The 21,837-nt window shown below is 66.3% G+C and carries 18 protein-coding genes and 1 tRNA gene; 10 read left to right on the plus strand and 9 right to left on the minus strand.

All coding sequences use genetic code 11. The features are described from left to right. Window position 1 precedes the first annotated feature (1 nt). The 6 genes from AC57BR_RS00725 to AC57BR_RS00750 all read right to left on the minus strand — a co-directional run bounded on the left by AC57BR_RS00725 (window position 2) and on the right by AC57BR_RS00750 (window position 7,710). Complete coding sequence (locus AC57BR_RS00725; RefSeq protein ID WP_496357881.1) at window positions 2–457, minus strand: hypothetical protein; 456 nt, start codon at window positions 455–457, stop codon at window positions 2–4. Window positions 458–472: 15 nt separating this feature from the next. Continuing rightward, window positions 473–3,628 carry an efflux RND transporter permease subunit gene (locus AC57BR_RS00730; protein ID WP_496357882.1) on the minus strand — a complete coding sequence of 1,052 codons (3,156 nt, stop codon included), beginning with the start codon at window positions 3,626–3,628 and terminating at the stop codon, window positions 473–475. Between the two features lie 380 nt (window positions 3,629–4,008). Then, complete coding sequence (locus AC57BR_RS00735) at window positions 4,009–5,127, minus strand: aminotransferase class V-fold PLP-dependent enzyme (protein ID WP_496357883.1); 1,119 nt, start codon at window positions 5,125–5,127, stop codon at window positions 4,009–4,011. Window positions 5,128–5,239: 112 nt separating this feature from the next. Then, entirely contained in the window at window positions 5,240–6,913 is a 1,674-nt protein-coding gene (mctP, locus tag AC57BR_RS00740; RefSeq protein ID WP_496357884.1) for a monocarboxylate uptake permease MctP, read from the minus strand. Beyond that, entirely contained in the window at window positions 6,910–7,281 is a 372-nt protein-coding gene (locus tag AC57BR_RS00745) for a DUF3311 domain-containing protein (protein ID WP_496357885.1), read from the minus strand. The genes mctP and AC57BR_RS00745 overlap by 4 nt, the downstream gene beginning before the upstream one ends. A gap of 346 nt (window positions 7,282–7,627) precedes the next feature. Next, a tRNA-Leu gene (locus AC57BR_RS00750) sits at window positions 7,628–7,710 on the minus strand. 194 nt (window positions 7,711–7,904) lie between these two features. On the opposite strand from AC57BR_RS00750, the gene AC57BR_RS00755 reads away from it, so the two are divergent. Beyond that, complete coding sequence (locus tag AC57BR_RS00755; protein WP_496357886.1) at window positions 7,905–9,209, plus strand: M20/M25/M40 family metallo-hydrolase; 1,305 nt, start codon at window positions 7,905–7,907, stop codon at window positions 9,207–9,209. Between the two features lie 8 nt (window positions 9,210–9,217). Next, the gene (locus AC57BR_RS00760; RefSeq protein WP_496357887.1) at window positions 9,218–10,378 is read left to right on the plus strand and encodes an acyl-CoA dehydrogenase family protein; all 1,161 of its coding nucleotides are present in this window, start codon (window positions 9,218–9,220) and stop codon (window positions 10,376–10,378) included. 61 nt (window positions 10,379–10,439) lie between these two features. Here AC57BR_RS00760 and AC57BR_RS00765 read toward each other — a convergent pair whose 3' ends face one another. Further along, window positions 10,440–10,673 (minus strand): DUF5703 family protein, encoded by a 234-nt coding sequence (locus AC57BR_RS00765; RefSeq protein WP_003802269.1) that lies wholly within the window; start codon window positions 10,671–10,673, stop codon window positions 10,440–10,442. Between the two features lie 39 nt (window positions 10,674–10,712). On the opposite strand from AC57BR_RS00765, the gene AC57BR_RS00770 reads away from it, so the two are divergent. Further along, window positions 10,713–10,976 carry a hypothetical protein gene (locus AC57BR_RS00770; RefSeq protein ID WP_496357888.1) on the plus strand — a complete coding sequence of 88 codons (264 nt, stop codon included), beginning with the start codon at window positions 10,713–10,715 and terminating at the stop codon, window positions 10,974–10,976. A gap of 27 nt (window positions 10,977–11,003) precedes the next feature. Here AC57BR_RS00770 and AC57BR_RS00775 read toward each other — a convergent pair whose 3' ends face one another. Then, the gene (locus AC57BR_RS00775; RefSeq protein WP_496357889.1) at window positions 11,004–11,942 is read right to left on the minus strand and encodes an aldo/keto reductase; all 939 of its coding nucleotides are present in this window, start codon (window positions 11,940–11,942) and stop codon (window positions 11,004–11,006) included. A 50-nt stretch (window positions 11,943–11,992) separates the two neighbouring features. On the opposite strand from AC57BR_RS00775, the gene AC57BR_RS00780 reads away from it, so the two are divergent. Continuing rightward, a complete protein-coding gene (locus AC57BR_RS00780; protein WP_496357890.1) occupies window positions 11,993–12,826 on the plus strand; it encodes an undecaprenyl-diphosphate phosphatase in 834 nt (277 codons plus the stop codon). Between the two features lie 15 nt (window positions 12,827–12,841). Beyond that, the gene (gene mshC / locus AC57BR_RS00785) at window positions 12,842–14,134 is read left to right on the plus strand and encodes a cysteine--1-D-myo-inosityl 2-amino-2-deoxy-alpha-D-glucopyranoside ligase (protein WP_496357891.1); all 1,293 of its coding nucleotides are present in this window, start codon (window positions 12,842–12,844) and stop codon (window positions 14,132–14,134) included. Window positions 14,135–14,149: 15 nt separating this feature from the next. On the opposite strand, the gene AC57BR_RS00790 is transcribed toward mshC, so the two are convergent. Continuing rightward, window positions 14,150–15,055 carry a PAC2 family protein gene (locus AC57BR_RS00790; protein ID WP_003802259.1) on the minus strand — a complete coding sequence of 302 codons (906 nt, stop codon included), beginning with the start codon at window positions 15,053–15,055 and terminating at the stop codon, window positions 14,150–14,152. Between the two features lie 161 nt (window positions 15,056–15,216). Here AC57BR_RS00790 and AC57BR_RS00795 point away from each other — a divergent pair, with 161 nt between their 5' ends. The 5 genes from AC57BR_RS00795 (at window position 15,217) to dop (ending at window position 21,821) form a co-directional block, all read left to right on the plus strand. Then, window positions 15,217–15,945 (plus strand): HAD family hydrolase, encoded by a 729-nt coding sequence (locus tag AC57BR_RS00795; protein ID WP_496357892.1) that lies wholly within the window; start codon window positions 15,217–15,219, stop codon window positions 15,943–15,945. 11 nt (window positions 15,946–15,956) lie between these two features. Continuing rightward, window positions 15,957–17,126, plus strand: a complete 1,170-nt coding sequence (locus AC57BR_RS00800) for a site-2 protease family protein (RefSeq protein ID WP_496357893.1) — start codon at window positions 15,957–15,959, stop codon at window positions 17,124–17,126. Between the two features lie 129 nt (window positions 17,127–17,255). After that, window positions 17,256–18,323 (plus strand): tRNA (adenine-N1)-methyltransferase, encoded by a 1,068-nt coding sequence (locus AC57BR_RS00805; RefSeq protein WP_496357894.1) that lies wholly within the window; start codon window positions 17,256–17,258, stop codon window positions 18,321–18,323. An 82-nt stretch (window positions 18,324–18,405) separates the two neighbouring features. Beyond that, window positions 18,406–20,151, plus strand: a complete 1,746-nt coding sequence (arc, locus tag AC57BR_RS00810) for a proteasome ATPase (protein WP_496357895.1) — start codon at window positions 18,406–18,408, stop codon at window positions 20,149–20,151. 50 nt (window positions 20,152–20,201) lie between these two features. Continuing rightward, window positions 20,202–21,821, plus strand: a complete 1,620-nt coding sequence (gene dop, locus AC57BR_RS00815; RefSeq protein ID WP_496357933.1) for a depupylase/deamidase Dop — start codon at window positions 20,202–20,204, stop codon at window positions 21,819–21,821. Window positions 21,822–21,837: the final 16 nt, after the last annotated feature.

Consider the following 21,837-nt stretch of genomic DNA (forward strand, 5'->3'; position numbering starts at 1 on the left):
GTCAGCTCGCCACATCCAGTTCAGCGCCGAACAGCTCTTCCGCCCCCAGGGTGACCACAGTGGTGCCCGGGGCCGGGCCGTCGCTCAGCGTGGCCCGTTCGCCGTCGATCCGCTCCACGGTGACGGGCTGGCGGACGTAGACGCGCGGGCCGGCAATGGTGTAGACCCAGGTCCTGCCTTCACTGTCATAGAGGATTGCCAGGTAGGGGACGGTGAGTTTCCCGCTCTTGGCATCCAGTTTCGTCGCCGACGTCTGGAGGCCGATGTTCCCGGCGGCGTGTTCGTTGAGCGTGATGCGCTTCAGGTCGGTCCCGGGCACCTCCTCAAGGCTCGCGGCAGCGTCGCCGGCTGCCGCAGACTCGGTGGCCGGCTGGCTGCAGGCCGGCAATGCCTGGGTCAGGAGACCCAGGAGGGTAAGAACCATCAGGCCGCGCACCCGCGGCGAGGTCGTTGTCATGATGTATTCCGGCTTTCAGATGCCCGTTTGGGCGTCGGCAACTGCGGATTGTGTCCCTGCGGTTCCTGTCCCTGCCTGGCCGCGTTCGAAGCGGAGAAGAATGGCCGGGAGCACGAACAGGACGAAGAGGGTGGTGGTCAGCAGCCCGCCCCAGATGATGATGGCAATCGGCTGAATGACCTCCGTGCCTGTCACGCCGCCCAGAAGAACGAGCGGAACAAGGGCGACGGCGGTGATCACGGCTGATGCGAGGGTCGGCTTCAGCCTGTCGCGTGCGGCGCGGATCACGAGGGCGGGCCCCGCCCCTGCGCTTTCCCGGGTCCGGAGATTCCGGACCTCGGCGGCGAGCAGGAGGCAGTTGCGCGCTGCGATTCCCAGGACGGCCGAGAAGGCGGCAAACGCCGCCAGGTAGTTGGCTCCGCCGTCAGCCAGGGCGGCGATGACGCCGCCGGACAGGGAAGCGACCAGTCCGAGGAAAACGGCCGCTGCGAGCCGCCATCCGCCCAGCGCTGTCTGCAGGAGCACGAGGATGCCAAAGGATGCTACCGCTGTCAGCAGCCACAGCCACTGGAAGGAAGCTTGCTGCTGCGCAAACCGGGTGAGGATCTCCGCGTGGTAGGCAACCGGGAACTGGATCTGCTGCAGGCCCCTTTCGATGTCCTGCTGCACGTCAGCCAGCCCGCGCCCCTGGATGTCCGCCTTCACATCCACGCGCCGGGAGGTATCGTCATGCAGAATGACCGCATCGTTTGGAACGATGCTGACCTGGGCAACGTCGCCAAGACGCACATGGCCGCCCCTGGGGGTGTCGATCAGCAGCTCACGTACGCTGGTGAGGCTGTTCCGTGTTGCAGGCGTTCCCTTCACGACGACGGAGAAGACCTTCTGCTGTTCGTAGACGTTGCCGACTTCGATGCCCTGAAGCAGCGCCGCCGCAGCGCGGCGGACGTCGCCCGGTATGACTCCTGCCTTTTGGGCTTTCGCCAGGTCCACTTTGACCTGGACGGTCGGCTGTTCGACGGGGGCATCGACACGGGGATTCACCACACCGGCTGTGTGTGCGAGAACCAGCCGCACCTCTTCGGCCTTCGCACGGAGGGTGGCCATGTCCACGCCGTAGACCCTGACACCGAAGCCGGAATCGGCGGCTGCCCGAATCTGTTCGATTTTCTGTTGCGGGTAAGTTGAAACAGTTGCGCTCAGTCCCGGGTACCCGGCCACAACCTTTTGTACGTCCTCCACGGTGCTGGAGTAGGAGGCATCCTTTGCCACGCCCACCCACAGTTCACCGGAACTGACGTCTCCCACCTGGTCGGACGTGACGGCACGACCAACCTCGGCAGCCACATTGGAAACGCCCGGCACCGCGCGCAGTTCGCGGGCCGCGGTATCGGTGATTCTGACCATTTCCTGGTCGGAAGTGCCAGGCGCGGCACTCCACTGTATGACCAGTGTGTTGTCTGCCAGCACGGGCACCACAGGGTTGTTGGACACCAGTTGCGGCGCCAACGCCAGCGCACCAAGTGCCAGGACCGCGGCGGCGGCGAAGACAACCACTGCACTGCCCGGCCTGCGGGTAAGGGTCCGCCCGTACCGGCTACGGAGGCGCTGGATCGCTTCGCGCTCGCGCCCCGGGGACGCTGAAGCCGGGGGCAGGAGGAACACCAGGACAGCTGTCACCGTGAGCGCCACGATCATGGCGACTGCCAGCGCGAGCAGGTAGGTGAGTACCAGCGGCCCGAACATTGCCCCGTTCTCGCCGGGGACAAAGAGCAGGGGCAGCACGCTCAGCGCCATGATCAGCAGCGCGTAGAACAGGGAGGTCCGGACCGGCCGCAGGGCTCCCGCAAGCATCGCGGCCCTCGAATCCGCCGTGTCCGTTCCCCGGGATGCACGGTAAGTCCTGGCGGCACAGTTCAGGTCTTCCGCCACGTCTCCGACGATGACGCTGAGTGCGACGATCATGCCGGCGAAGACCATGGTGTTCAGCCCGGCACCGCGCAGGGAGAGCAGCAAGGCCGCCGTAATGAGTGACAGGGAAATGCTGATCAGGCTGATGAGTGCGCTGCGCCAGGAGCGGAAGACCACTCCGAACGCCGCTGCGACCAGCAACAGCGTGACGAGCAGCGCGACGCCAAGGGTGCCCATTTCCTGCTCGACAAACGACTCCTGCCGGTACACGGTGGTGTCAACGGTCACTCCGGGCAACCCGGGCTGAAGGCCGCGCAGGGTCTCGTCGAGCCCGCGCGTCACGTCCGCGGTGTTTGTCTCCGGGAACTTCTCGATCACCAGCAAGAGCTCGGCGTCCTGGCCGGGCTGCGCATCACCGATCAGCGGCTGATGATCAGTCTGGACCTGGGCGACATCCCCCAGGAGCAACTTGCTGGAGCTGCCCTGGACGCTGACTTTGCCGAGGTCCTGGGGAGTGGTAATGGGAAGGACATGCTGGACGCCGAGGCGCTGATGTCCGGTCTCCAGGAAGCCGCCCGTCCCCGGTGTGGAGGCCTCAAGGTAGCTGAGCGGAGACACCCACACGGAGTTGCCCGTGGTCCTGATGACCTGGTCCAGGGTCACCCCCTTGGCTTCGAGCTGCTTGGGGTCCACCAGCACCTGAAGCTGTTGGTCGCGCTGGCCCCAGATGGAAATGTTCGCCACGCCAGGAACGGCCAGCAGCGCGGGCTTCATGGTCCACCGCGCGAGCACCGACATGTCGATGGGGGACATGTCCGTTGATGTCACTCTGACCATCATCACCCGGCTGGTCGAGGACAGCGGCTGCATGAGCACGGGTGCTGCTGACACGTTGGGCAGCGCCCTGGCCTGGGTCAGGCGCTCGGCGACGAGCTGGCGTGCCCGGAACATGTCCGTACCCGGCTGGAAGACCAGCTGGATCGAGGACAGGCCGGGAAGCGACTTGGAACGGATCGCCTCCACCCACGCCACGCCATTAAGCAGGTCGGCCTCCATGGGGGAGGTGATGAGCTGTTCGACTTCAGCCGCGGAGAGCCCCAGGGCCTCGGTCTGGATTTCGACCTGCGGCGGTGCGAACTCGGGAAAGGCGTCGACGGACATGCTGGGCAGTGCGGTGAAGCCGTACCCGAGGATGCCGGCAGCGACTACCAGGACAAGGATCCGGAACTGCAGGACCCAGCCGAAAACTGCGCCCATCATGGCCTGTTCACCGCCAACTTCATAGCCGCTGACTCAGCGGGCAACGAAGGGCGGGGAGAGCGGCCGGGCCGGCGGCGATGTCGGTGTTGGCCGGGCATTCCAGCTGTTCTTTGCGTTTCAGGAAGCCATTTTTGTGGGTTCACGTTCAGGTCTACGCTGAGGTGACCGGGGAAAAAAGTCTCAACTGCAGAATAAATGTTCACGGCGCGGCTCCATTGCTACTGCCTTCGCGCCCCCCAAACGTCTAGCAGAATGGTGGTCCTTGCGAGAGGCCACGTCAATGCCTCGGGCAACTTTTTTTCAGCACGTGCCTCTTATCAGCCGACAGCGCGAGGACACAAAGAATCGCCGGGGATTTGGATTCGTGGGCAACCCTCCGCTCACCGGCCTGCGATGAGCTCTGCGACCCGGACCAGTTCTTCCTCGAGATTGTAGAAGTGGGTCGCCAGCCGGATCCTGCCGGCCCGGACGGACACAACCACGTTCGCGTGGCGCAGCCTGGCCATAACGGCGTCCGGATCGTTCACCGGAACGGAGACGATGGTGGATCGGTGCCGTTCGGGGAAGGACAGGAAGCTGAGGCCCTCCGCTTCCAGCGCGTTACGCAGGTGAAGGGCAAGCCGGGCGTTACGCTCAAGGACGGCGCCAATGCCGAACCTGCGAAGAACATTAAGCGCCGCCTGGTCGGCCAGCGCCGGGAACCATGCCAAGGAAGCGTCCAGCTTCGACGCCGTCGGCGACAGGTCCATGTCCGGACCAAGGAAGCTTTCGAGCGGCAGCCGGGCAGCCTTCCAGCCCGGCACGACGGGCCGAAGGCCGTCGATCAGCCCGGGCCGGACGTAGAGGTAGCCCATGCCCCGGGACCCGAGCAAAAATTTGTGGCTGGCCGTGGCCAGGAAATCCACACCGTCGCGCGCCACGTCAAGGGGCACGGCACCGGCCGCCTGGCACGCATCAACGAAGAACCATGCTCCTGAATCGGCCGCAATGCGGCCGATCGACGCCAGGTCAGCCCGAAATCCGGTGACGGGATGTACGGCGCTGACGGCGATAAGGCGGGTTCCGCCGTCGGCCGCCCGGCTGAGGGCCTCGGCCGGCACCACATCCCTTTCCGGAGCGACGGCACGGATGTCGTAGCCGCGCTCCCGGAGCAGGAGCCAGGGGTAGTAGTTAGAGGCGAATTCGTTCTCGGCCACAACGATGTTCTCCCCGGTTCTGGCGGGCGGCAGATTGGCGGCCACAATCCCCGCCGCGGTGCTGACGGCGGGGACGATGGCAATGTCTGCCGCTGTGGCGCCGATGATCTCCGCGAACATGCCGCGCGCGTTCTCACCCGCCTGCTCTGCTGCCATCCAGTCGAACCGCCCGGCGGACCAGCGCTCTACGGCCAGTTCGTAGGCTTTCCTGGCAGGGGCGCAGCCGACGCACATAGTGGCGGTGTTGAGGTAGATGGTGTCTTTGAGCCCGGGGAAAAGCCCCCGGATGTCGCTGACGTTCATAGTGCCCGCCTGTCGGGTGCGGCTAGAGGGACCGACATCCTGCTTCTCCTCATCTTCGTCCATGGCAGATTCAAGCGCCCGCGCGCCGACTCCCACGTGCGCCCCTGGCCCGCTACACCGGTGACGGCCCTCCGGGTTCCACGAAACGCTGGGTCCGCTCGATCTCCACAACCTTCGGGTCCGTTTCGTCAGCGCCGTAGTCAGACCGGCGCGTCTTGTCCTCTCCCTGGGGCACCTTGAGTGCGCGCAGCACCAGGGTCAGTACGACGGCGACAACCAGGTTGAGCACGAACGCCGAGACTGCGATGTACACAGTGAAGTCGGTCCCCGGGATGGGCGCAATGGAGCCGCCGAAGTGTGCGTGCGTGACAGGATTGATGACGTTGTAGGCCGAGGCGGTGCCGAAGGCTATGCCCACGGCCCATCCGGCCAGCAGCGCCCACCGGTCGAACCACCGCGTGTAGAGCCCTGCGACAACCGCGGGGAACGTCTGCAGAATCCAGATGCCGCCCAGCAGCTGCATGTTGATGGCCGCGGACTGGTCCATGGCAATGACGAAAATAAGCGCGCCGACCTTCACCACCAGGGAGACGATCTTGGACACCTTCGCCTCTGTCTTGGGGTCGACATCAGGCCGGAGGAAGTCCCGGTAGATGTTGCGGGTAAACATGTTCGCCGCGGCAATGGACATGATCGCTGCCGGTACCAGCGCCCCGATGGCGATGGCCGCCAGGGCGACGCCGGCGAACCAGGCGGGGAAGTGGTCCAGGAACAGCTGCGGGACCACGAGCTGGGGGTTGACCGAGCCGTTGAGGTCGATGGGCCTGGTGCCGGCCTTGATGGCCACGAACCCCAGCAGCGCGAGGAAGCCGAGCATGAGGGAGTACAGCGGCAGAATCGCGGCGTTGCGCCGGATCGTGTTCCGCCCCTTGGACGCGAGCACACCGGTGATGGAGTGCGGGTACATGAACAGCGCCAGCGCCGACCCCAGTGCCAGTGTCCAGTAGGCCGAGAAGTTCGCAGCCGACGGGATGAACACGCCGGAGGGCTTCCCCGTCGCTTCGTTCACGGTGTCAAGCTTCGTCTTCGCCGCTCCGAAGATCTCGTCCCACCCGCCGAATTTGATCGGCAGATAGATGACCGCGACAAACACGGCGAGATAAATGAGCAGGTCCTTGACGACGGCGATCATTGCCGGCGCCCGCAACCCCGAGGTATAGGTGTACGCGGCCAGCACGACGAACGCCAGAATGAGTGGCAGGTCCGTCAGCAGCACGTTCTCGGAGCTGCCCAGGCCAAGCACGGTGAGGACAGCCTTGATGCCAACGAGCTGCAGGGCGATGTAGGGCATGGTCGCCACGATGCCGGTGACGGCGACGGCAAGGGACAGCCACCGGCTCCCGTAGCGGCCACCCACGAAGTCTGCCGAGGTGACGTAGCCGTGCCGGTGGGACACGGACCAGAGCCGGCTCATGATGATGAAGATGATCGGGTACAGAACGATCGTGTACGGCACCGCGAAGAAGCCGCTGACGGCGCCGGTGGCCCACATCGCGGCGGGAACCGCAACGAACGTGTAGGCGGTGTAGAGGTCGCCGCCCAGCAGGAACCACGTGATCCACGTACCGAAGCCGCGTCCGCCAAGCCCCCACTCGTCCAGGCTGTGCAGCCCCTCACTCTCCGCCGTCCGGCGCCACCGCGCGGCCAGGAAGCCCATGACGGCGACCACGACGAAGAGCACCACCACGATGATGAGGGCGATCCAGTTGATCTCGCGCCCGTTCATGGCCGTTCATCTCCGTTTGCTGCCTCGCCGTCCAGCCCGGTAGCGCCAGCGCGGGCCGCTGCCCGCCGTCGCCGGTCTTCCGTCGTCACGAGCCAGTACGCCACTCCGCTCAAGGCTGCGGAAATGGGAACCCAGAGCAGCTGGTACCAGTAGAAGAACGGCATGCCGCCCAGGGTCGGGGCATTGAACGAGTAGGTCTGCGGCATGAGGGGGAGCAGGATCGCCACGGAAAGCAGTACGCCGGCGATGACGTACGGCACGCGCCGTGCCGGACCACGGGTTGCAGTATTGCGGGTTGGCTGTCCGGCGCCCGGGGGAGCCCCTGGGACGGGGCGCTGTTTCGGGTCAGGACGATCTTGATGGGACACCTGACGACCTCCTTGTCAGCCCGTCTCCCGCGCTCCGCGTTCCCGGAGAACGGTGAGGCGAAGGTTACAAATGTTGCCCTCCAGTTCCTTTTTACGCCCCTCGGAGGCGCTCGGGAAGAGCGCGGACAGCGCCGTCACAGTCAGTAACGCGCCTGACTTTCCCGGTCATCTTCAGCGCATTTTCCGGCGTCTTTTCGTGGAGCCACCAGAAGAGCTCTGCCGCCCTGTACGCCGTCGGACTCAAGTGTGGCTTCGCCGTTGCGTTAGCGGCCGCGTGCGTTCCTGCTGTTCACGGAGAAACGAAAAAACCCCGGGAATCCATTGGATTCCCGGGGTTTTCCCTTTGTGCGCGGAGGGGGACTTGAACCCCCACCCCCTTTCGAGGACTAGCACCTCAAGCTAGCGCGTCTGCCATTCCGCCACCCGCGCAGGTGGTATTTCGGAGGACTCTCGCCGCCTTTCAGCGGTTCGCTTCTCTCCGAAGCAGCGAGAAAAACTCTAACACGAACTTTCGGGAAAGATGGAATCGAGCGGACTGGGTAGGCTGAACCCGGGTGTTCCGGCAGCCAAAAGCCGCCACAACCCGCATGAATCCGCGTTTTCCCCGCTATTAGGAGTGATCAATGTCTCACGTTCGGCCTGAGGATGAAGTCGTCACCATCTGCCAGGAGCTCATCCGCATCGATTCATCCAACTATGGGGACGGCTCGGGCCCCGGCGAACGTGCGGCCGCCGAATACACCGCCGGCCTGATCACTGACGTGGGGCTGGACGCAGAAATCTTCGAATCGGAACCCGGCCGGGCCAGCGTGGTCACCCGGATGGCCGGTGAGGATCCCTCCGCCAGCGCCCTCGTGGTCCACGGCCACCTGGACGTGGTGCCTGCCCTCCGCGAGCAGTGGTCCGTGGACCCGTTCAGCGGTGAGCTCAAAGACGGACTGATCTGGGGCCGCGGCGCAGTGGACATGAAGGACATGGATGCGATGATCCTGTCCGTGCTGCGCAGCTTCGCCCGCACCGGGCGCAAGCCCAAGCGGGACATCGTCTTTGCGTTCTTTGCCGACGAGGAGGCCGGCGGCGTGCACGGCGCCCAGTACGCGGTGAAGCATCGGCCCGAGCTGTTCGAGGGTGCGACGGAGGCCATCTCGGAGGTTGGCGGCTTTTCGACCACCATCGGGGGCCAGCGCACCTACCTGCTGCAGACGGCGGAAAAGGGCATCTCCTGGCTGCGGCTCGTGGCGCACGGCCGCGCCGGCCACGGCTCGCAGATCAACACCGACAATGCCATCACCCGTCTCGCCGGCGCGGTGACCCGCATCGGCGAGTACCAGTGGCCCATCGAGCTGACCGCCACCACGCGCCAGTTCCTGGACGGCGTGACGGAACTGACCGGCGTCGAATTCGATCCCGACAACCCGGAGCTGCTGCTGAAGGAACTGGGCACGGTGGCCCGCTTCGTGGGCGCCACGCTGCAGAACACGTCCAATCCGACGCTCCTGGACGGTGGCTACAAGCACAACGTCATCCCCGAGTCCGCCGAGGCACTGGTGGACTGCCGGACCCTCCCGGGCCAGCAGGACCAGGTTCTCGAGATCGTCCGGGAGCTGGCGGGCAGCGGCGTTGACGTCAGCTACGTGCACAACGATGTCTCCCTGGAGGTGCCGTTCGCCGGCAACCTGGTCGACTCGATGATCGACGCCCTGCACTCCGAGGACCCGGGTGCGAAGGTTCTGCCGTACACCCTGTCCGGCGGCACCGACAATAAATCGCTCTCCAAGCTCGGCATTACCGGCTACGGCTTCGCGCCCCTGCAGCTGCCTGACGACCTCGATTTCACCGGTATGTTCCACGGAGTCGATGAACGGGTTCCCGCGGAATCCCTGAAGTTCGGCGCCCGCGTCCTGAACACGCTGCTCACCAACTACTGAGGCCGGCGGTGGAACCGGAACAGCTGCTTCCTGACGGCCTGCTCGAGCGGATCCGCGGGAGAGCCGCGGAGTATGACGAACAGAACCGCTTCTTCGCCGAGGACCTTGAGGAACTCGCCGCCGCCGGGTACCTGAAGCTTTTTGTGCCGGAGTCCAACGGCGGGGCGGGCCTTGGCCTGGAGGCTGCGGTCCGCTGCCAGCGGCGGCTGGCGACGGCGGCCCCGGCCACGGCGCTGGCCGTCAACATGCACCTGGTCTGGACAGGAGTGGCACGCGTCCTGGCCCGACGCGGCGACTCCTCGCTGGACTTCGTGCTGCAGGAGGCAGCGGCGGGGGAGATCTTCGCCTTCGGCAACTCAGAGGCCGGCAACGACTCCGTTCTGTTCGATTCGCTGACAGCCGCCACGCCCCTGCCGGACGGCGGTTACTCGTTCACGGGCACCAAGATCTTCACGAGCCTCTCGCCGGCGTGGACACGCCTGGGCATCTTCGGCAAGGACCCTGCCGGACGGGACGGCGACGGGGAACTGGTGCACGGCTTCATCCGGCGGGACACTCCCGGCTACCGGATCCTGGAGGACTGGAACACGCTGGGCATGCGCGCAAGCCAGTCGAACACCACCATCCTGGACGGTGCAGTTGTCCCGCCCGGCCGCATCTTCCGGAAGCTGCCCGTGGGACCCAACGCCGATCCGCTGATCTTCGCGATCTTCGCTTGTTTTGAGACCCTGCTTGCGGGCGTCTACGCCGGCATCGGGGAGCGGGCGCTGGTGCTGGCGGTGGAAGCCGCCAGGCGCAGGACATCATTCAAGAATGGCGGCCGGAGCCTGGCCCAGGACCCTGATATCCGCTGGAAGGTGGCCGAGGCTGCCCTGGCCATGGATGGCCTGTACCCGCAGCTTTCGGTGGTGGCCGGAGACGTGGACCGCCTGGCGGACCATGGCAGCCAGTGGTTTCCGAAGCTCGTGGGCGTGAAGGTCCGGGCCACGGAGACGGCGCGGACGGTGGTGGATCTTGCCATCCGGGTCTCCGGCGGCTCGAGCTATTTCAGGGGTTCGGAGCTGGAGCGCCTGTACCGGGACGTCCTGGCCGGCATGTTCCATCCCTCGGATGACGAGTCGGCGCACAACACCGTGGCCAACGCCTGGCTGGGCCCGCTCGAAGACTAGCAGGCCGCAATGTGGAAGCGGGCGCGCACCATCGAGGTGCGCGCCGGAGGGCCGGAGCGGCCTAGACGGTGCGCTGCACCTGCGTGACCCGGCGGCGAAGCCAGAAGCGCCTGCCGCCGCCCACGTAGAGCCTGCTGCGCTCGAGTTCCCACTTGCCGTACTCGGAGTGTTCCACGAGCCGGCGCCGGGCTTCGGGCAGGGAATCGTCAGGACCGACGGTCAATACGAGGTACTCGTATTGACGGGCATAGTCCCTTTCCCGCAGGACCGAGCTGGTCAGAAAATGTTCCTTCATTGCTCTCCATTTTCGTCCTTTTCCCGCTAACGTGAAGGCATGAGCATCGATCCGCGTGTCGCGCTTCAGTCCTTGACTGCCGCTTTGGAAGAACACCTTGCAGCCGCCTCGGCCCGCCGCGGGGATGGTGACCCCTCAGTGGAGGCGGCATTCTTTGCAGTTGCCGATGCCTTCGAAGTCTACGAGGACGCCCTCTATGAGGCCTACAACGAAGTGACGCCGCTCCAGGTTTTCGATGACGAGGAAGACGAAGAGGAAGACGAAGAAGCCGACGAAGAGGACCTGGAAATCGTCGAGGAGTAAACCTGCCCGATGCGGGCCCGGCCCCGGTTAGACCTGGTTGCTGGAGACGTCCTCGAGGGCGCGTGCTATCTCGGCCGGCAGCGGCGTGAGCTGGGCGTCCAGGATTTCCTTGAGCTGGACCGGCGTGCGCGCGCCCACGATGGCGGTCGCCACACCATGCCGGGACAGCAGCCAGCTCAGCGCAACATCCAGGGACGACCGCCCCAGGCCCCGGGCCGCCATGGCAACCGCCTCGACCACCTGCGATGAGGGCTGCTCAAGGTATGGCTCCACGTACGTGGCCAGCCGCGTGCCGGCTGCCCGGGAGTCGGACGGCACATGGCCGCGGTACTTGCCCGTGAGGACGCCGCGGCCCAGCGGCGCCCACGCCATCAGCCCCAGGCCGGCATCCTCGATGGCCGGCACCAGTTCCGCCTCGGGCTTGCGGCGGAGCAGCGAGTACTCGGACTGGTTGGCCACGAGCGGGAACCCGGCCACTGCGGCGGCTTTGGCAGTCTGCCAGCCGTTGTAGTTGGCGATTCCCGCATAGCGGGCCCGTCCGCTGCGGACGGCAAAGTCGAGGGCGGACAACGTCTCCTCGAGCGGGACATTGGGGTCCCACGCCTGGGCGAGCCAGAGGTCAACGTAGTCGGTGCCAAGCCGCGCCAGGCTGGCGTCCAGGCCGGACAGCATTGCGTTCCGGGACGCGTCCACGCGCTGCCGCCCGTCCGACGGCGACACCCCTGCTTTAGTGGAGATGACCACCTCCGTGCGGGAGACGATGTCGCCCAGCATAGACCCGAGCATGGCTTCGGCCTGGCCGTCGGCGTAGGACGCCGAGGTGTCCACGAGGGTCCCGCCGGCGTCCACGAAGGTGCGCAGCAGCTCCGATGCATCCTGCTCGTCCGTTTCGCGGGACCACGACATGGTGCCCAGGGAGAGGGAGGAGGCGCGGAGCCCGCTGTTGCCGATGTAACGCTGCTGCATAGCAGTTAGCTTACGGGGAAACCACCCGCATCATGACGTAGGGTCTTAGCGTGAACTGGATTGAAGCGGCCCTGCTGGGTCTTGTGCAGGGACTGACCGAATTCCTCCCTATTTCATCGAGCGCGCACCTGCGGATTGTGGGCTCCTTCCTGCCGAATGCGGCGGACCCCGGTGCGGCCTTCACCGCCATCACGCAGCTCGGCACGGAAACCGCCGTCATTGTCTACTTCTGGCGGGACATCGTCAGGATCGTGAAGGCCTGGTTCGGCTCGCTGTCCGGGCGGGTTTCGCGCCAGGACCCGGACGCCCGGATGGGCTGGCTGGTGATTCTGGGCAGCCTGCCCATCATCGTCCTGGGCTTGCTGTTCCAGGACCAGATCGAATCGGTGCTGCGCAGCCTGTGGATCGTCGCCACGACCCTCATAGTGTTCGGCCTGATCCTGGCCGTGGCGGACGCGGTCGGAAAGCAGAAGCGGGACCTGACGCACCTGACGTATAAGCACGGCATCCTCTACGGGCTTGCCCAGGCCATGGCCCTGATTCCCGGCGTTTCACGTTCCGGCGGCACCATCACGGCCGGGCTCCTGATGGGTTACACGCGTGAAGCCGCCGCGCGCTACTCCTTTCTCCTTGCCATCCCCGCGGTGTTTGGCAGCGGCCTCTACCAGCTGTTCAAGGTGGTGGCCAAGGACGGTGTGAGCGGTCCCTTCGGACTGGGGGAGACGGCACTGGCAACGGTCATTGCATTCGCCATTGGCTACGTCATCATCGGCTGGTTCCTGAAGTTCATCTCGACGCGCAGCTACCGGCTGTTTGTCTGGTACCGCATCTTCCTGGGCCTCGCCCTGTACCTGCTGCTCGGTTTCAATGTCATCAGCGCCTAGCACTAGGCTTGGTCTGTGAAGTCCTGGATCTCCCGCCCCGTGCCTGTACTGCCGGGGGAAATGCCCGCGCTCCGCTTGTTTGACACAACCGCAGGCCGCGCTGTAACCCTGAACGCCGATGGCGAAAAGTCGATGTATGTCTGCGGAATCACCCCGTATGACGCGACCCACATGGGTCACGCCGCCAGCTACGTCGCGTTCGACCTGCTGAACCGCGCCTGGCGCGACGGCGGCCAGCAGGTTGCGTACGTCCAGAACGTCACCGACGTCGATGACCCGCTGCTGGAGCGCGCCGACGCCACCGGCGTCGACTGGCGCGAACTGGCGGCCAGCCAGATCGAGCTCTTCCGCACGGACATGGAAGCCCTCAACGTCATCGCCCCCGATCATTACGTCGGCGCCGTCGAAGCCATGCCGCTGATCGTCCCAGCCATCGAGCGGCTCCTGCACCAGGGACTGGCCTACCGAGTTAGCGGCACCCCGGGAGAGCCCGACGGCGACGTCTACTACGACGTCGAGGCCGCCAGCAAGCACGCCGTCGGCGTGGATGCCTGGAGCCTCGGCGCGGTCTCCGGACTGCCGGAAGCCGAGATGCTGGAGCTGTTTGCCGAACGGGGCGGCGACCCCGGCCGGGCAGGCAAGCGCCAGGCCCTCGATCCACTGCTGTGGCGCGTGGCCCGTGACGGCGAGCCCAGCTGGCCTGGCGGTGAACTGGGGGAGGGCCGGCCGGGCTGGCACATCGAGTGCACCGTGATCGCCCAGAAGTACCTGCCCGCGCCCTTCACCGTGCAGGGCGGCGGCTCGGACCTGATTTTCCCGCACCACGAGATGGGTGCCGGACACGCCTACTCGCTGTCCGGGGTTCCCCTCGCCGAGCATTTCGCCCACGCCGGCATGGTGGGGTTGGACGGCGAGAAGATGTCCAAGTCCAAGGGCAACCTGGTCCTGGTCTCCAAGCTTCGCGCTGCGGGCGAAGAACCCGCCGCCATCCGCCTGGCCATCCTTGCGCACCACTACCGCTCCGACTGGTCCTGGACGGCGGAAGGCTTCGAGCAGGCCAAGGCCCGCCTCGAACGGTGGCGCTCGGCCGTGGCCGCGGCGCCGGCCGGATCAGGTGAGGAACTCATCAGGCAGATGCGCTCGGCCCTGGCTGACGACCTGGACGCCCCGGCAGCGCTGGCCGCCGTGGACCGGTGGACAGACTCTGCCCTTAACAACACAGCGCCTGATAATACGGGCAGCGTGTCCGAAGCAGACCAGGCACTGGTGCGCGACGCCGTCAACGCCCTTCTCGGCGTCGAACTGTAACGCCCCGGCGGAACGTTAGGGCTTGTCCTTGCCCCGCCGCTTCAGGTAGCGCTCAAACTCGCGCGCAATGGATTCACCGCTGGCCTCGGGCAGGTCGGCGGTGTCCTTCGCCTCCTCCAGCTGCCGCACATAGGCAGCAATTTCGGGATCCTCGGTGGCCAGTTCGTTGACGCCGCGCTCCCATGCCTCGGCCTCCTCGGCCAGTTCATGGGTGTCCAGCGGAACCTGGAGGAGTTCCTCGATGCGGTGCAGGAGCGCCAGCTGCGCCTTGGGTGACGGGGCCTGCGCGACGTAGTGCGGCACGGCGGCCCAGAGCGAGACGGTGGGGATGCCGGCGAGCAGCGATACCTCGGACAGCACGCCGACGATCCCCACGGGCCCTTCATACTGCGAGGCTTCGAGGTTGAGCCGTTCCCGCAGCGCCCCGTCGTCGGTGGACGTGCTGACCGGGATGGGGCGGCTGTGCGGCACGTCCGCCAGCAGTGCACCCACGAGGACCACGTAATCCACATGAAGCGCTTCGGCGTGAACCAGCAGTTCCGCCGTATACGCGCGCCACTTGTAGGACGGTTCCGTGCCCTGGATGAAAATCACATCGACGTTGGTGCCGGGGGCGCTGGCCTTGTAGATCCGCGTGGACGGCCACTTGATCTTGCGTTCGCCGGAGGCCGTGCGCCGGACGGTGGGCCGGGTGAACTGGAAGTCGTAATATTCGTCGGCGTCGATGGACGCGACCTTCTTCCCGCCCCACAGCTTGTTCAGGTAACGGAGCGCATCGCTGGCGGCTTCCCCCGCGTCATTCCAGCCCTCGAACGCAGCCAGCATCACAGTAATGCGCTGACCCTCGGGAACAGGCTGCAGCAGCTGCTCCGTCTCAGGCGCGGTGCCCGGTTCGTTGGTGTCTCCGTCGAAGCTATTCATCCCTTCACCCTACGTCCACAAGTGTTGCTGTTGCATAGAACGAACCGCCGCAGATCCGGACAAACCCCATCCCCGCCGCGCAGGGACGGGGAAATTCGCCGACGGCGTATGTCGGGGGCCCGCTGCAGGGCGCCACCGGGCGGCCCGGTACAGTGGAAAGCATGGAACCTGCCGCCACTCAGCCCTTGCTCAAAGCCGTTTTATGGGACATGGACGGCACCATCGTTGACACGGAACCGTACTGGATCGAAGCCGAACACAACCTTGTCGAGGCCCACGGGGGGACGTGGTCGCACGAGCAGGCCATGCAGCTCGTGGGGCAATCACTGGTCCACTCGGCCGGCATCCTCCAGCGCGCCGGCGTGCGCCTGGAGATCCGCGAGATCATCGACACGCTCACCGCCCAGGTGATCAGCCGCGTCCGGGAAAACGTGCCATGGCGGCCGGGGGCGCGGGAGCTGCTGGATGAACTTTTCAGCGCCGGCGTACGTTGTGCCCTTGTGACCATGTCAGAGGCACCGCTGGCCCGCGAAATTGTGGCGAGCCTTCCCCGGCCCTACTTCGAGTTCCTTGTTACCGGCGACACGGTAACCCAGGGCAAACCGCACCCGGAGGCTTATCTCAAGGCTGTGGACCTGCTGAAGCAGCAGGACCCTGAGCTCACCGTCGACCACTGCGTGGCGCTCGAGGACTCGGCGCCGGGCGTTGCCGCTGCCGTGGCATCGGGCGCCGTGACCGTTGCCATTCCGCATATCGTGCCGCTGCCGGACGACGCCCGCAGGACCACGTGGGATACCCTCGCGGACCGCAGCGTGGCCGAACTCGAGGAGCTGGTGAGGCTCCGCCTCGGCTCGCGCGAACCGGCGGCAACCTTCGAAAACGTTAACTAAGGAGCCGGAACGTGTCTGATCCCGCGGGATCCGGTCAGCAGCCCCCGAGTGTGCAGACCAAGAACAGCCGGCGCGAGGGCATCCCGCTCGGCAGGATCGCCGGCATTCCCATCATCCTGGCCTACTCCTGGTTCATCATCGCCGCGTTCACGGTGATCGTGTACGGACCGGTGCTGCAGCACGGCACCCCCTCGCTGGGGATCGGGGCGTACTACGTGGCATTCGCCTACGCGGTCCTGCTCCTGCTGTCGGTGCTCGTCCATGAGCTGGCGCACGCGCTGACGGCCAAGATCTATGGCTGGCCCAGCGAGAAAATCGTGCTCAACCTCTGGGGCGGCCACACCCAGTTTGAAAGCTTCACCGCCACCCCCGGACGGTCCGTGCTGGTGGCCCTGGCCGGGCCCGCCGCCAACTTCGTGCTCGCAGGCGCAGCGTGGCTGGTGATCTCCGCGGGCGGCCTGTCCGGCGTGGCGGACACCCTTCTGAACATCTTCTTCTGGGCGAACCTCGTGATCGGCATCTTCAACGTGCTGCCCGGGCTGCCGCTGGACGGCGGCCGCCTGGTGGAATCCGCGGTCTGGAAGGCCACCGGCAGCCACGCCAAGGGCACCGTCGCCGCCGGCTGGGGCGGGCGGATCATCGTCATCGCCCTGGGGCTGTATTTCGTTGTCCGGCCGCTGCTCAGCGGAGACGTCCCGGACACCAGCATGCTGCTCATCACTATCCTGGTCGGCGGCTTCCTCTGGATGGGCGCGTCGGCGTCAATCCAGCAGGGCCGCTTGCGCAGCCGGCTCCATCTGGTGAGCGCGGCCGCGCTGGCCGAACCCGCCGTCGGCCTTTCCGAAACGGTGAGCGTCAGCGACGTCCTGCGCGTGTCGGCAGGCGGCCGGACCGCCGTCGTGCTCTGCGCTCCGGACGGCAGGCCCAACAGCGTGGTGGATCCCGCGGCCCTGGCCGCGGTGCCTGCCGCCGTGGCCGGCACCACCCCCGCCGGAGCGGTCGCCTACCCGCTCGGCGCCGGCGCCTACGTGCCGGAATGGTCCAAAGGCCAGGAGCTGCTCCAGTACCTGGCGCAGCTCGAAGGACACGACTACGCGGTGGTCGACCACAACGGCCGGGTCACCGGCCTGCTGCGGCAGTCCACCGTGGTGACGGCCATAACAGGCAAGGCCCCCCGCTAAACACGCGCCGTCGCGGCCAGAACCGGTAGAGTTACGTGCCGGTCGTGAAATCGGCAGCAGGTGCACGGCGCCCTGCCGGACCGCCACGGTGCACGCCAAGACAGCTTTCACAGGAGCGAGGACACAGTCATGAGCAGCGAATCTGCCGCCAACGGAACCAGCACGGGCCTTTCCTCCGGCACTGCAGCCGGGACGGCGGACCAGCCGGTCGGCGCTGCCCGGCGGCGCGGCCCCTTCCGCGAAGGCGAACGGGTTCAGCTGACCGACGAACGCGGGCGCATGAACACCATCAGCCTTGAGGCCGGCGGAGCTTTCCACACCCACCGCGGTTTCCTCAACCACGATGACATCATCGGCAAGGTGGACGGCTCGGTGGTGGTTAACAACGTCGGCCAGCAGTACCAGACGCTCCGCCCGCTGCTGTCCGACTTTGTCCTCTCCATGCCCCGCGGCGCCGCCGTGGTCTACCCCAAGGACGCCGGCCAGATCATCACCATGGCTGACATCTTCCCGGGTGCCCGCGTGGTGGAGGCAGGCGTGGGCTCAGGTGCACTCTCCATCTCACTGCTGCGGGCGGTGGGGGACCAGGGCTACCTGCATTCCTTCGAACGCCGCGAGGAATTCGCCGCCATCGCCCGCGGCAACGTCGAGACCATCTTCGGCGGCCCGCACCCCGCCTGGCAGATCTCCCTCGGGGACTTCCAGGAGGAAGTGGTCCGCGCCGAAGAGCCCGGGTCCGTCGACCGCGTGGTCCTGGACATGCTGGCGCCCTGGGAATGCCTCGACGCTGTGGCCACGGTCCTGGCCCCCGGCGGCGTCTGGATCAATTACGTCGCCACCGTCACCCAGCTCTCCCGCACGGCCGAAGCTATCCGCGCCGACGGCCGCTTCACCGAACCGGACGCCTGGGAATCCATGGTCCGCGGCTGGCACCTCGAAGGACTCGCCGTGCGCCCCGACCACCGCATGGTCGCCCACACCGGCTTCCTGCTGGTCACCCGGCGGCTCGCCGACGGCGTCACCGGCATCTCCGTTAAGCGGCGTCCGTCCAAGACCGAGTTCAACGAAGAGGACGTCAACGCCTGGACACCGGGCGCCGTGGGGGAACGCCTGGTCTCGGACAAAAAGCTGCGCCGGGCGGCGCGGGACGCGATCGCGGGCACCAACGTGAAGGACGATCCGGAGATCACAAACTAGTCCGTATTTCGGATGTCGTCGGCTCTACCAGCCAACTTGGGGCTATCGTCTTAAGAAGAGCGCAGGAAGGGGCTGATGCATCATGGAGACGCCAAACAAGGACTCCGTGCCTACGCCGGCTGAGCAGGCTGGCGCCAACGAACTGTCTGTCGCGGACCGGCAGGTCAATATCCTCAGGGACAAACTGAGGCATATCGACCGCCAGCTGGCAGCTGCCACACAGAACAACACCAAGCTCGTGGCAATGCTGGAAACTGCCAAGGCCGAAATACTCCGGCTGAAGAACGCCCTGGACCAGGAGGGGCAGCCGCCGTACAGCTTCGGCACCGTCCTCCAGCTGAATCCGCGCCGGCAGGCTGCCGGCAGCGGCCAGGCGGCCACCGAGGAATCGGTGGACATCTTCAACGCCGGGCGCAAAATGCGGGTTGGCATCAGCCCACTGGTCAACATCAACCAGCTGGCGGTCGGCCAGGAGGTCCTCCTCAACGAGGCTCTCCTGGTGGTGGCCGGCCTCGGTTACGAGCGCGCGGGCGAACTCGTCACGCTCAAGGAGATGCTCGGCCCTGACCGGGCCCTGGTGCTCGGCCGTGCCGACGAGGAACGCGTCATCCGGCTCGCCGGCCCGCTGCTGAGCGAGAAGCTGCGCGTAGGCGATGCCCTGTCCATCGATTCCCGCACCGGGTACGCCCTCGAAAAGGTCCCGCGGTCCGAGGTCGAGAACCTCGTCCTGGAGGAAGTCCCGGACATCACCTACGAGGACATCGGCGGCCTCGGCCCGCAGATCGAACAGATCCGGGACGCCATCGAGCTGCCGTTCCTGCATCCGGACCTGTACCGCGAACACGGGCTTAAGGCGCCCAAGGGCATCCTGCTCTACGGCCCTCCGGGCTGCGGCAAGACCCTCATCGCCAAGGCCGTGGCAAACTCCCTTGCCGCGCGTGCCGCGGAACGCTCGGGCAACATTGACCTGAAGAGCTACTTCCTCAACATCAAGGGTCCCGAACTCCTCGACAAGTACGTCGGCGAAACCGAACGCCACATCCGGCTGATCTTCTCCCGGGCCCGCGAAAAGGCGTCGGACGGCAGCCCCGTAGTGGTCTTTTTCGACGAGATGGATTCGCTCTTCCGCACCCGCGGCACCGGCATCTCCTCCGACGTCGAAACCACGATTGTGCCGCAGCTGCTGAGTGAGATCGACGGCGTGGAGCGGCTGGACAACGTGATTGTCATCGGTGCCTCCAACCGCGAGGACATGATCGACCCCGCCATCCTGCGCCCCGGGCGCCTCGACGTGAAGGTCAAGATCCAGCGTCCCGACGCCGAAGCCGCGGCGGACATCTTCCGGAAGTACATCACCCCCGACCTGCCGTTCCACGAGGATGACCTGGTGGAGCACGACGGCGACATCCAGGCCACTGTCGATGCCATGGTCCAGCGCACCGTGGAGTCGATGTACTCCACCGAAAAGTCCAATGAGTTCCTGGAAGTCACGTATGCCAACGGCGACACCGAGATGCTGTACTTCAAGGACTTCAACTCCGGGGCCGTGGTCCAGAACGTCGTGGACCGTGCCAAGAAGTACGCCATCAAGGACCTCCTGACCACGCAGCAGAAGGGCCTGCGCATCGACCACCTGCTGCGTGCCGTCGTCGATGAGTTCCGCGAGCACGAGGACATGCCCAACACCACCAACCCCGATGACTGGGCACGCATCTCCGGCAAGAAGGGTGAGCGCATCACGTACATCCGCACCATCGTCCAGGGCAAGGCCGGCCAGGAGCCCGGCAAATCCATCGAGACCATGCCCAACACGGGCCAGTACCTGTGACGGCCGGCTCCGAATCAGCGCTGGGAGGTGGCCTGCCGGCCGGCGGCGCCATGCGGGTCATGGGCTCGGAAACCGAATACGGGATTCACGCGCCGGCCGCACCGGGCGCCAACGCCACGATGATGTCCGCCCGGGTGGTCCAGGCCTACGCCCAGGTCACCCGGCTCCGGGCCGCCGGCGGCGCCGAAACCCGCTGGGACTACACGGACGAGGAGCCGCTGCACGACGCCCGCGGCTGGACGCTCGAACGCGGCCAGGCCCACCCGAGCCAGCTGACGGACCAGCCGCCCGTGCTGGACGCCGAGGCCGTGGCGCTTGCCTACGGCCGGGAAGAGCTTGAGCTCGACGGCGAGGACGAATCGGGCTCGCTGCTGATGAACATGGTGCTCGGCAACGGGGCACGGCTCTACGTGGACCACGCCCACCCCGAGTACTCCAGCCCGGAGGTCACCAACCCCGCCGCGGCAGTGGCCTGGGACGCGGCCGGGGACCTGGTGGGCCTTGCCGCGGTCCGCAGGCTGGCCAGCGACACGGAACTTCCCGCCGTCAACCTCTACAAGAACAACACCGACAACAAGTCCGTGTCCTACGGGTCGCACGAAAACTACCTGATGCCCCGGTCGGTGCCGTTCGGCGACATTGTCCGCGGGCTGACCCCGTTCTTCGTGTCGCGGCAGATCATCTGCGGCTCGGGGCGGGTGGGCATGGGCCAGGACAGCTCCCGGCCTGGCTACCAGGTCAGCCAGCGGGCCGACTTCTTCGAGGCGGAAGTGGGACTCGAGACCACCATCCGGCGCCCCATTATCAACACCCGCGACGAGCCCCATGCAACGGCAGACAAGTACCGGCGGCTGCACGTCATCATCGGTGACGCCAACCTGAGCCAGGTTTCCAACTACCTGAAGTTCGGAACCACAGCCATGGTGCTGAGTCTGATAGAGGCGGGCCTCGCGCCCCGCATCGAGGTCCACGAGCCCGTGGCCGCACTGCAGGCCATCAGCCATGACACCACCCTCACCACCAAGGTCAGGCTGATGGACGGCCGCCGGGTGACGGCCCTGGACCTGCAGTGGATGTACCACGAGGCCGCAGCCAAGCTCGCCCAGGACACGGGTGTCTCGGACGCCGTTGACGGCGACGGCCACACCCATGCCGTGCTGGAGCGGTGGGCAACCACCCTCACCCAGCTGGACAACGACAGGGCCGCCGCCGCTACCTCGGTGGAGTGGCTGGCCAAGCTGTCCATCCTGGAGGGCTACCGGCAACGCGACGGACTCCAGTGGGATGACGCCCGGCTTGGCCTGGTGGACCTGCAGTGGGCTGACCTCCGGCCCGAGAAGGGGCTCTACTACCGCCTGCTGTCCCGGAACCGGATGCAGCGGATCGTGGACGACGCCGACATCGCAGCAGCGGTGACGGAACCGCCGTCGGACACCCGCGCGTACTTCCGCGGACGCTGCGTCAGCAGCTTCAGCAAGGACGTGGTGGGTGCCAGCTGGGACTCGGTGATCTTCGACGTGCCGGGTTACGGAAGGCTGCAGCGCGTGCCCACCCGGGAACCGCTGCGCGGCACGAAAGCGCTTACGGGCGGGCTGTTCGCCAGGCATCGCGAGGCGGGACCGTTCCTTGCGGAACTCCTCGGATCTGCACCGCCTCCGCCACAGGCATAAAGCACCCCGCAAAGGC

Source organism: Arthrobacter sp. BGA-UO-ETr-C19 (assembly GCF_059568005.1).

Excerpts from the sequence above, each read along its gene's own strand:
- dop (WP_496357933.1), top strand. The coding sequence starts at position 20,202 with ATGCGGGTCATGGGCTCGGAAACCGAATACGGGATTCACGCGCCGGCC.
- AC57BR_RS00805 (WP_496357894.1), top strand. The coding sequence starts at position 17,256 with ATGAGCAGCGAATCTGCCGCCAACGGAACCAGCACGGGCCTTTCCTCC.
- AC57BR_RS00735 (WP_496357883.1), bottom strand. The coding sequence starts at position 5,127 with ATGAACGTCAGCGACATCCGGGGGCTTTTCCCCGGGCTCAAAGACACC.
- AC57BR_RS00730 (WP_496357882.1), bottom strand. The coding sequence starts at position 3,628 with ATGATGGGCGCAGTTTTCGGCTGGGTCCTGCAGTTCCGGATCCTTGTC.
- arc (WP_496357895.1), top strand. The coding sequence starts at position 18,406 with ATGGAGACGCCAAACAAGGACTCCGTGCCTACGCCGGCTGAGCAGGCT.
- AC57BR_RS00725 (WP_496357881.1), bottom strand. The coding sequence starts at position 457 with ATGACAACGACCTCGCCGCGGGTGCGCGGCCTGATGGTTCTTACCCTC.
- AC57BR_RS00765 (WP_003802269.1), bottom strand. The coding sequence starts at position 10,673 with ATGAAGGAACATTTTCTGACCAGCTCGGTCCTGCGGGAAAGGGACTAT.
- mctP (WP_496357884.1), bottom strand. The coding sequence starts at position 6,913 with ATGAACGGGCGCGAGATCAACTGGATCGCCCTCATCATCGTGGTGGTG.
- AC57BR_RS00790 (WP_003802259.1), bottom strand. The coding sequence starts at position 15,055 with ATGAATAGCTTCGACGGAGACACCAACGAACCGGGCACCGCGCCTGAG.
- AC57BR_RS00795 (WP_496357892.1), top strand. The coding sequence starts at position 15,217 with ATGGAACCTGCCGCCACTCAGCCCTTGCTCAAAGCCGTTTTATGGGAC.
- AC57BR_RS00755 (WP_496357886.1), top strand. The coding sequence starts at position 7,905 with ATGTCTCACGTTCGGCCTGAGGATGAAGTCGTCACCATCTGCCAGGAG.
- AC57BR_RS00775 (WP_496357889.1), bottom strand. The coding sequence starts at position 11,942 with ATGCAGCAGCGTTACATCGGCAACAGCGGGCTCCGCGCCTCCTCCCTC.
- AC57BR_RS00770 (WP_496357888.1), top strand. The coding sequence starts at position 10,713 with ATGAGCATCGATCCGCGTGTCGCGCTTCAGTCCTTGACTGCCGCTTTG.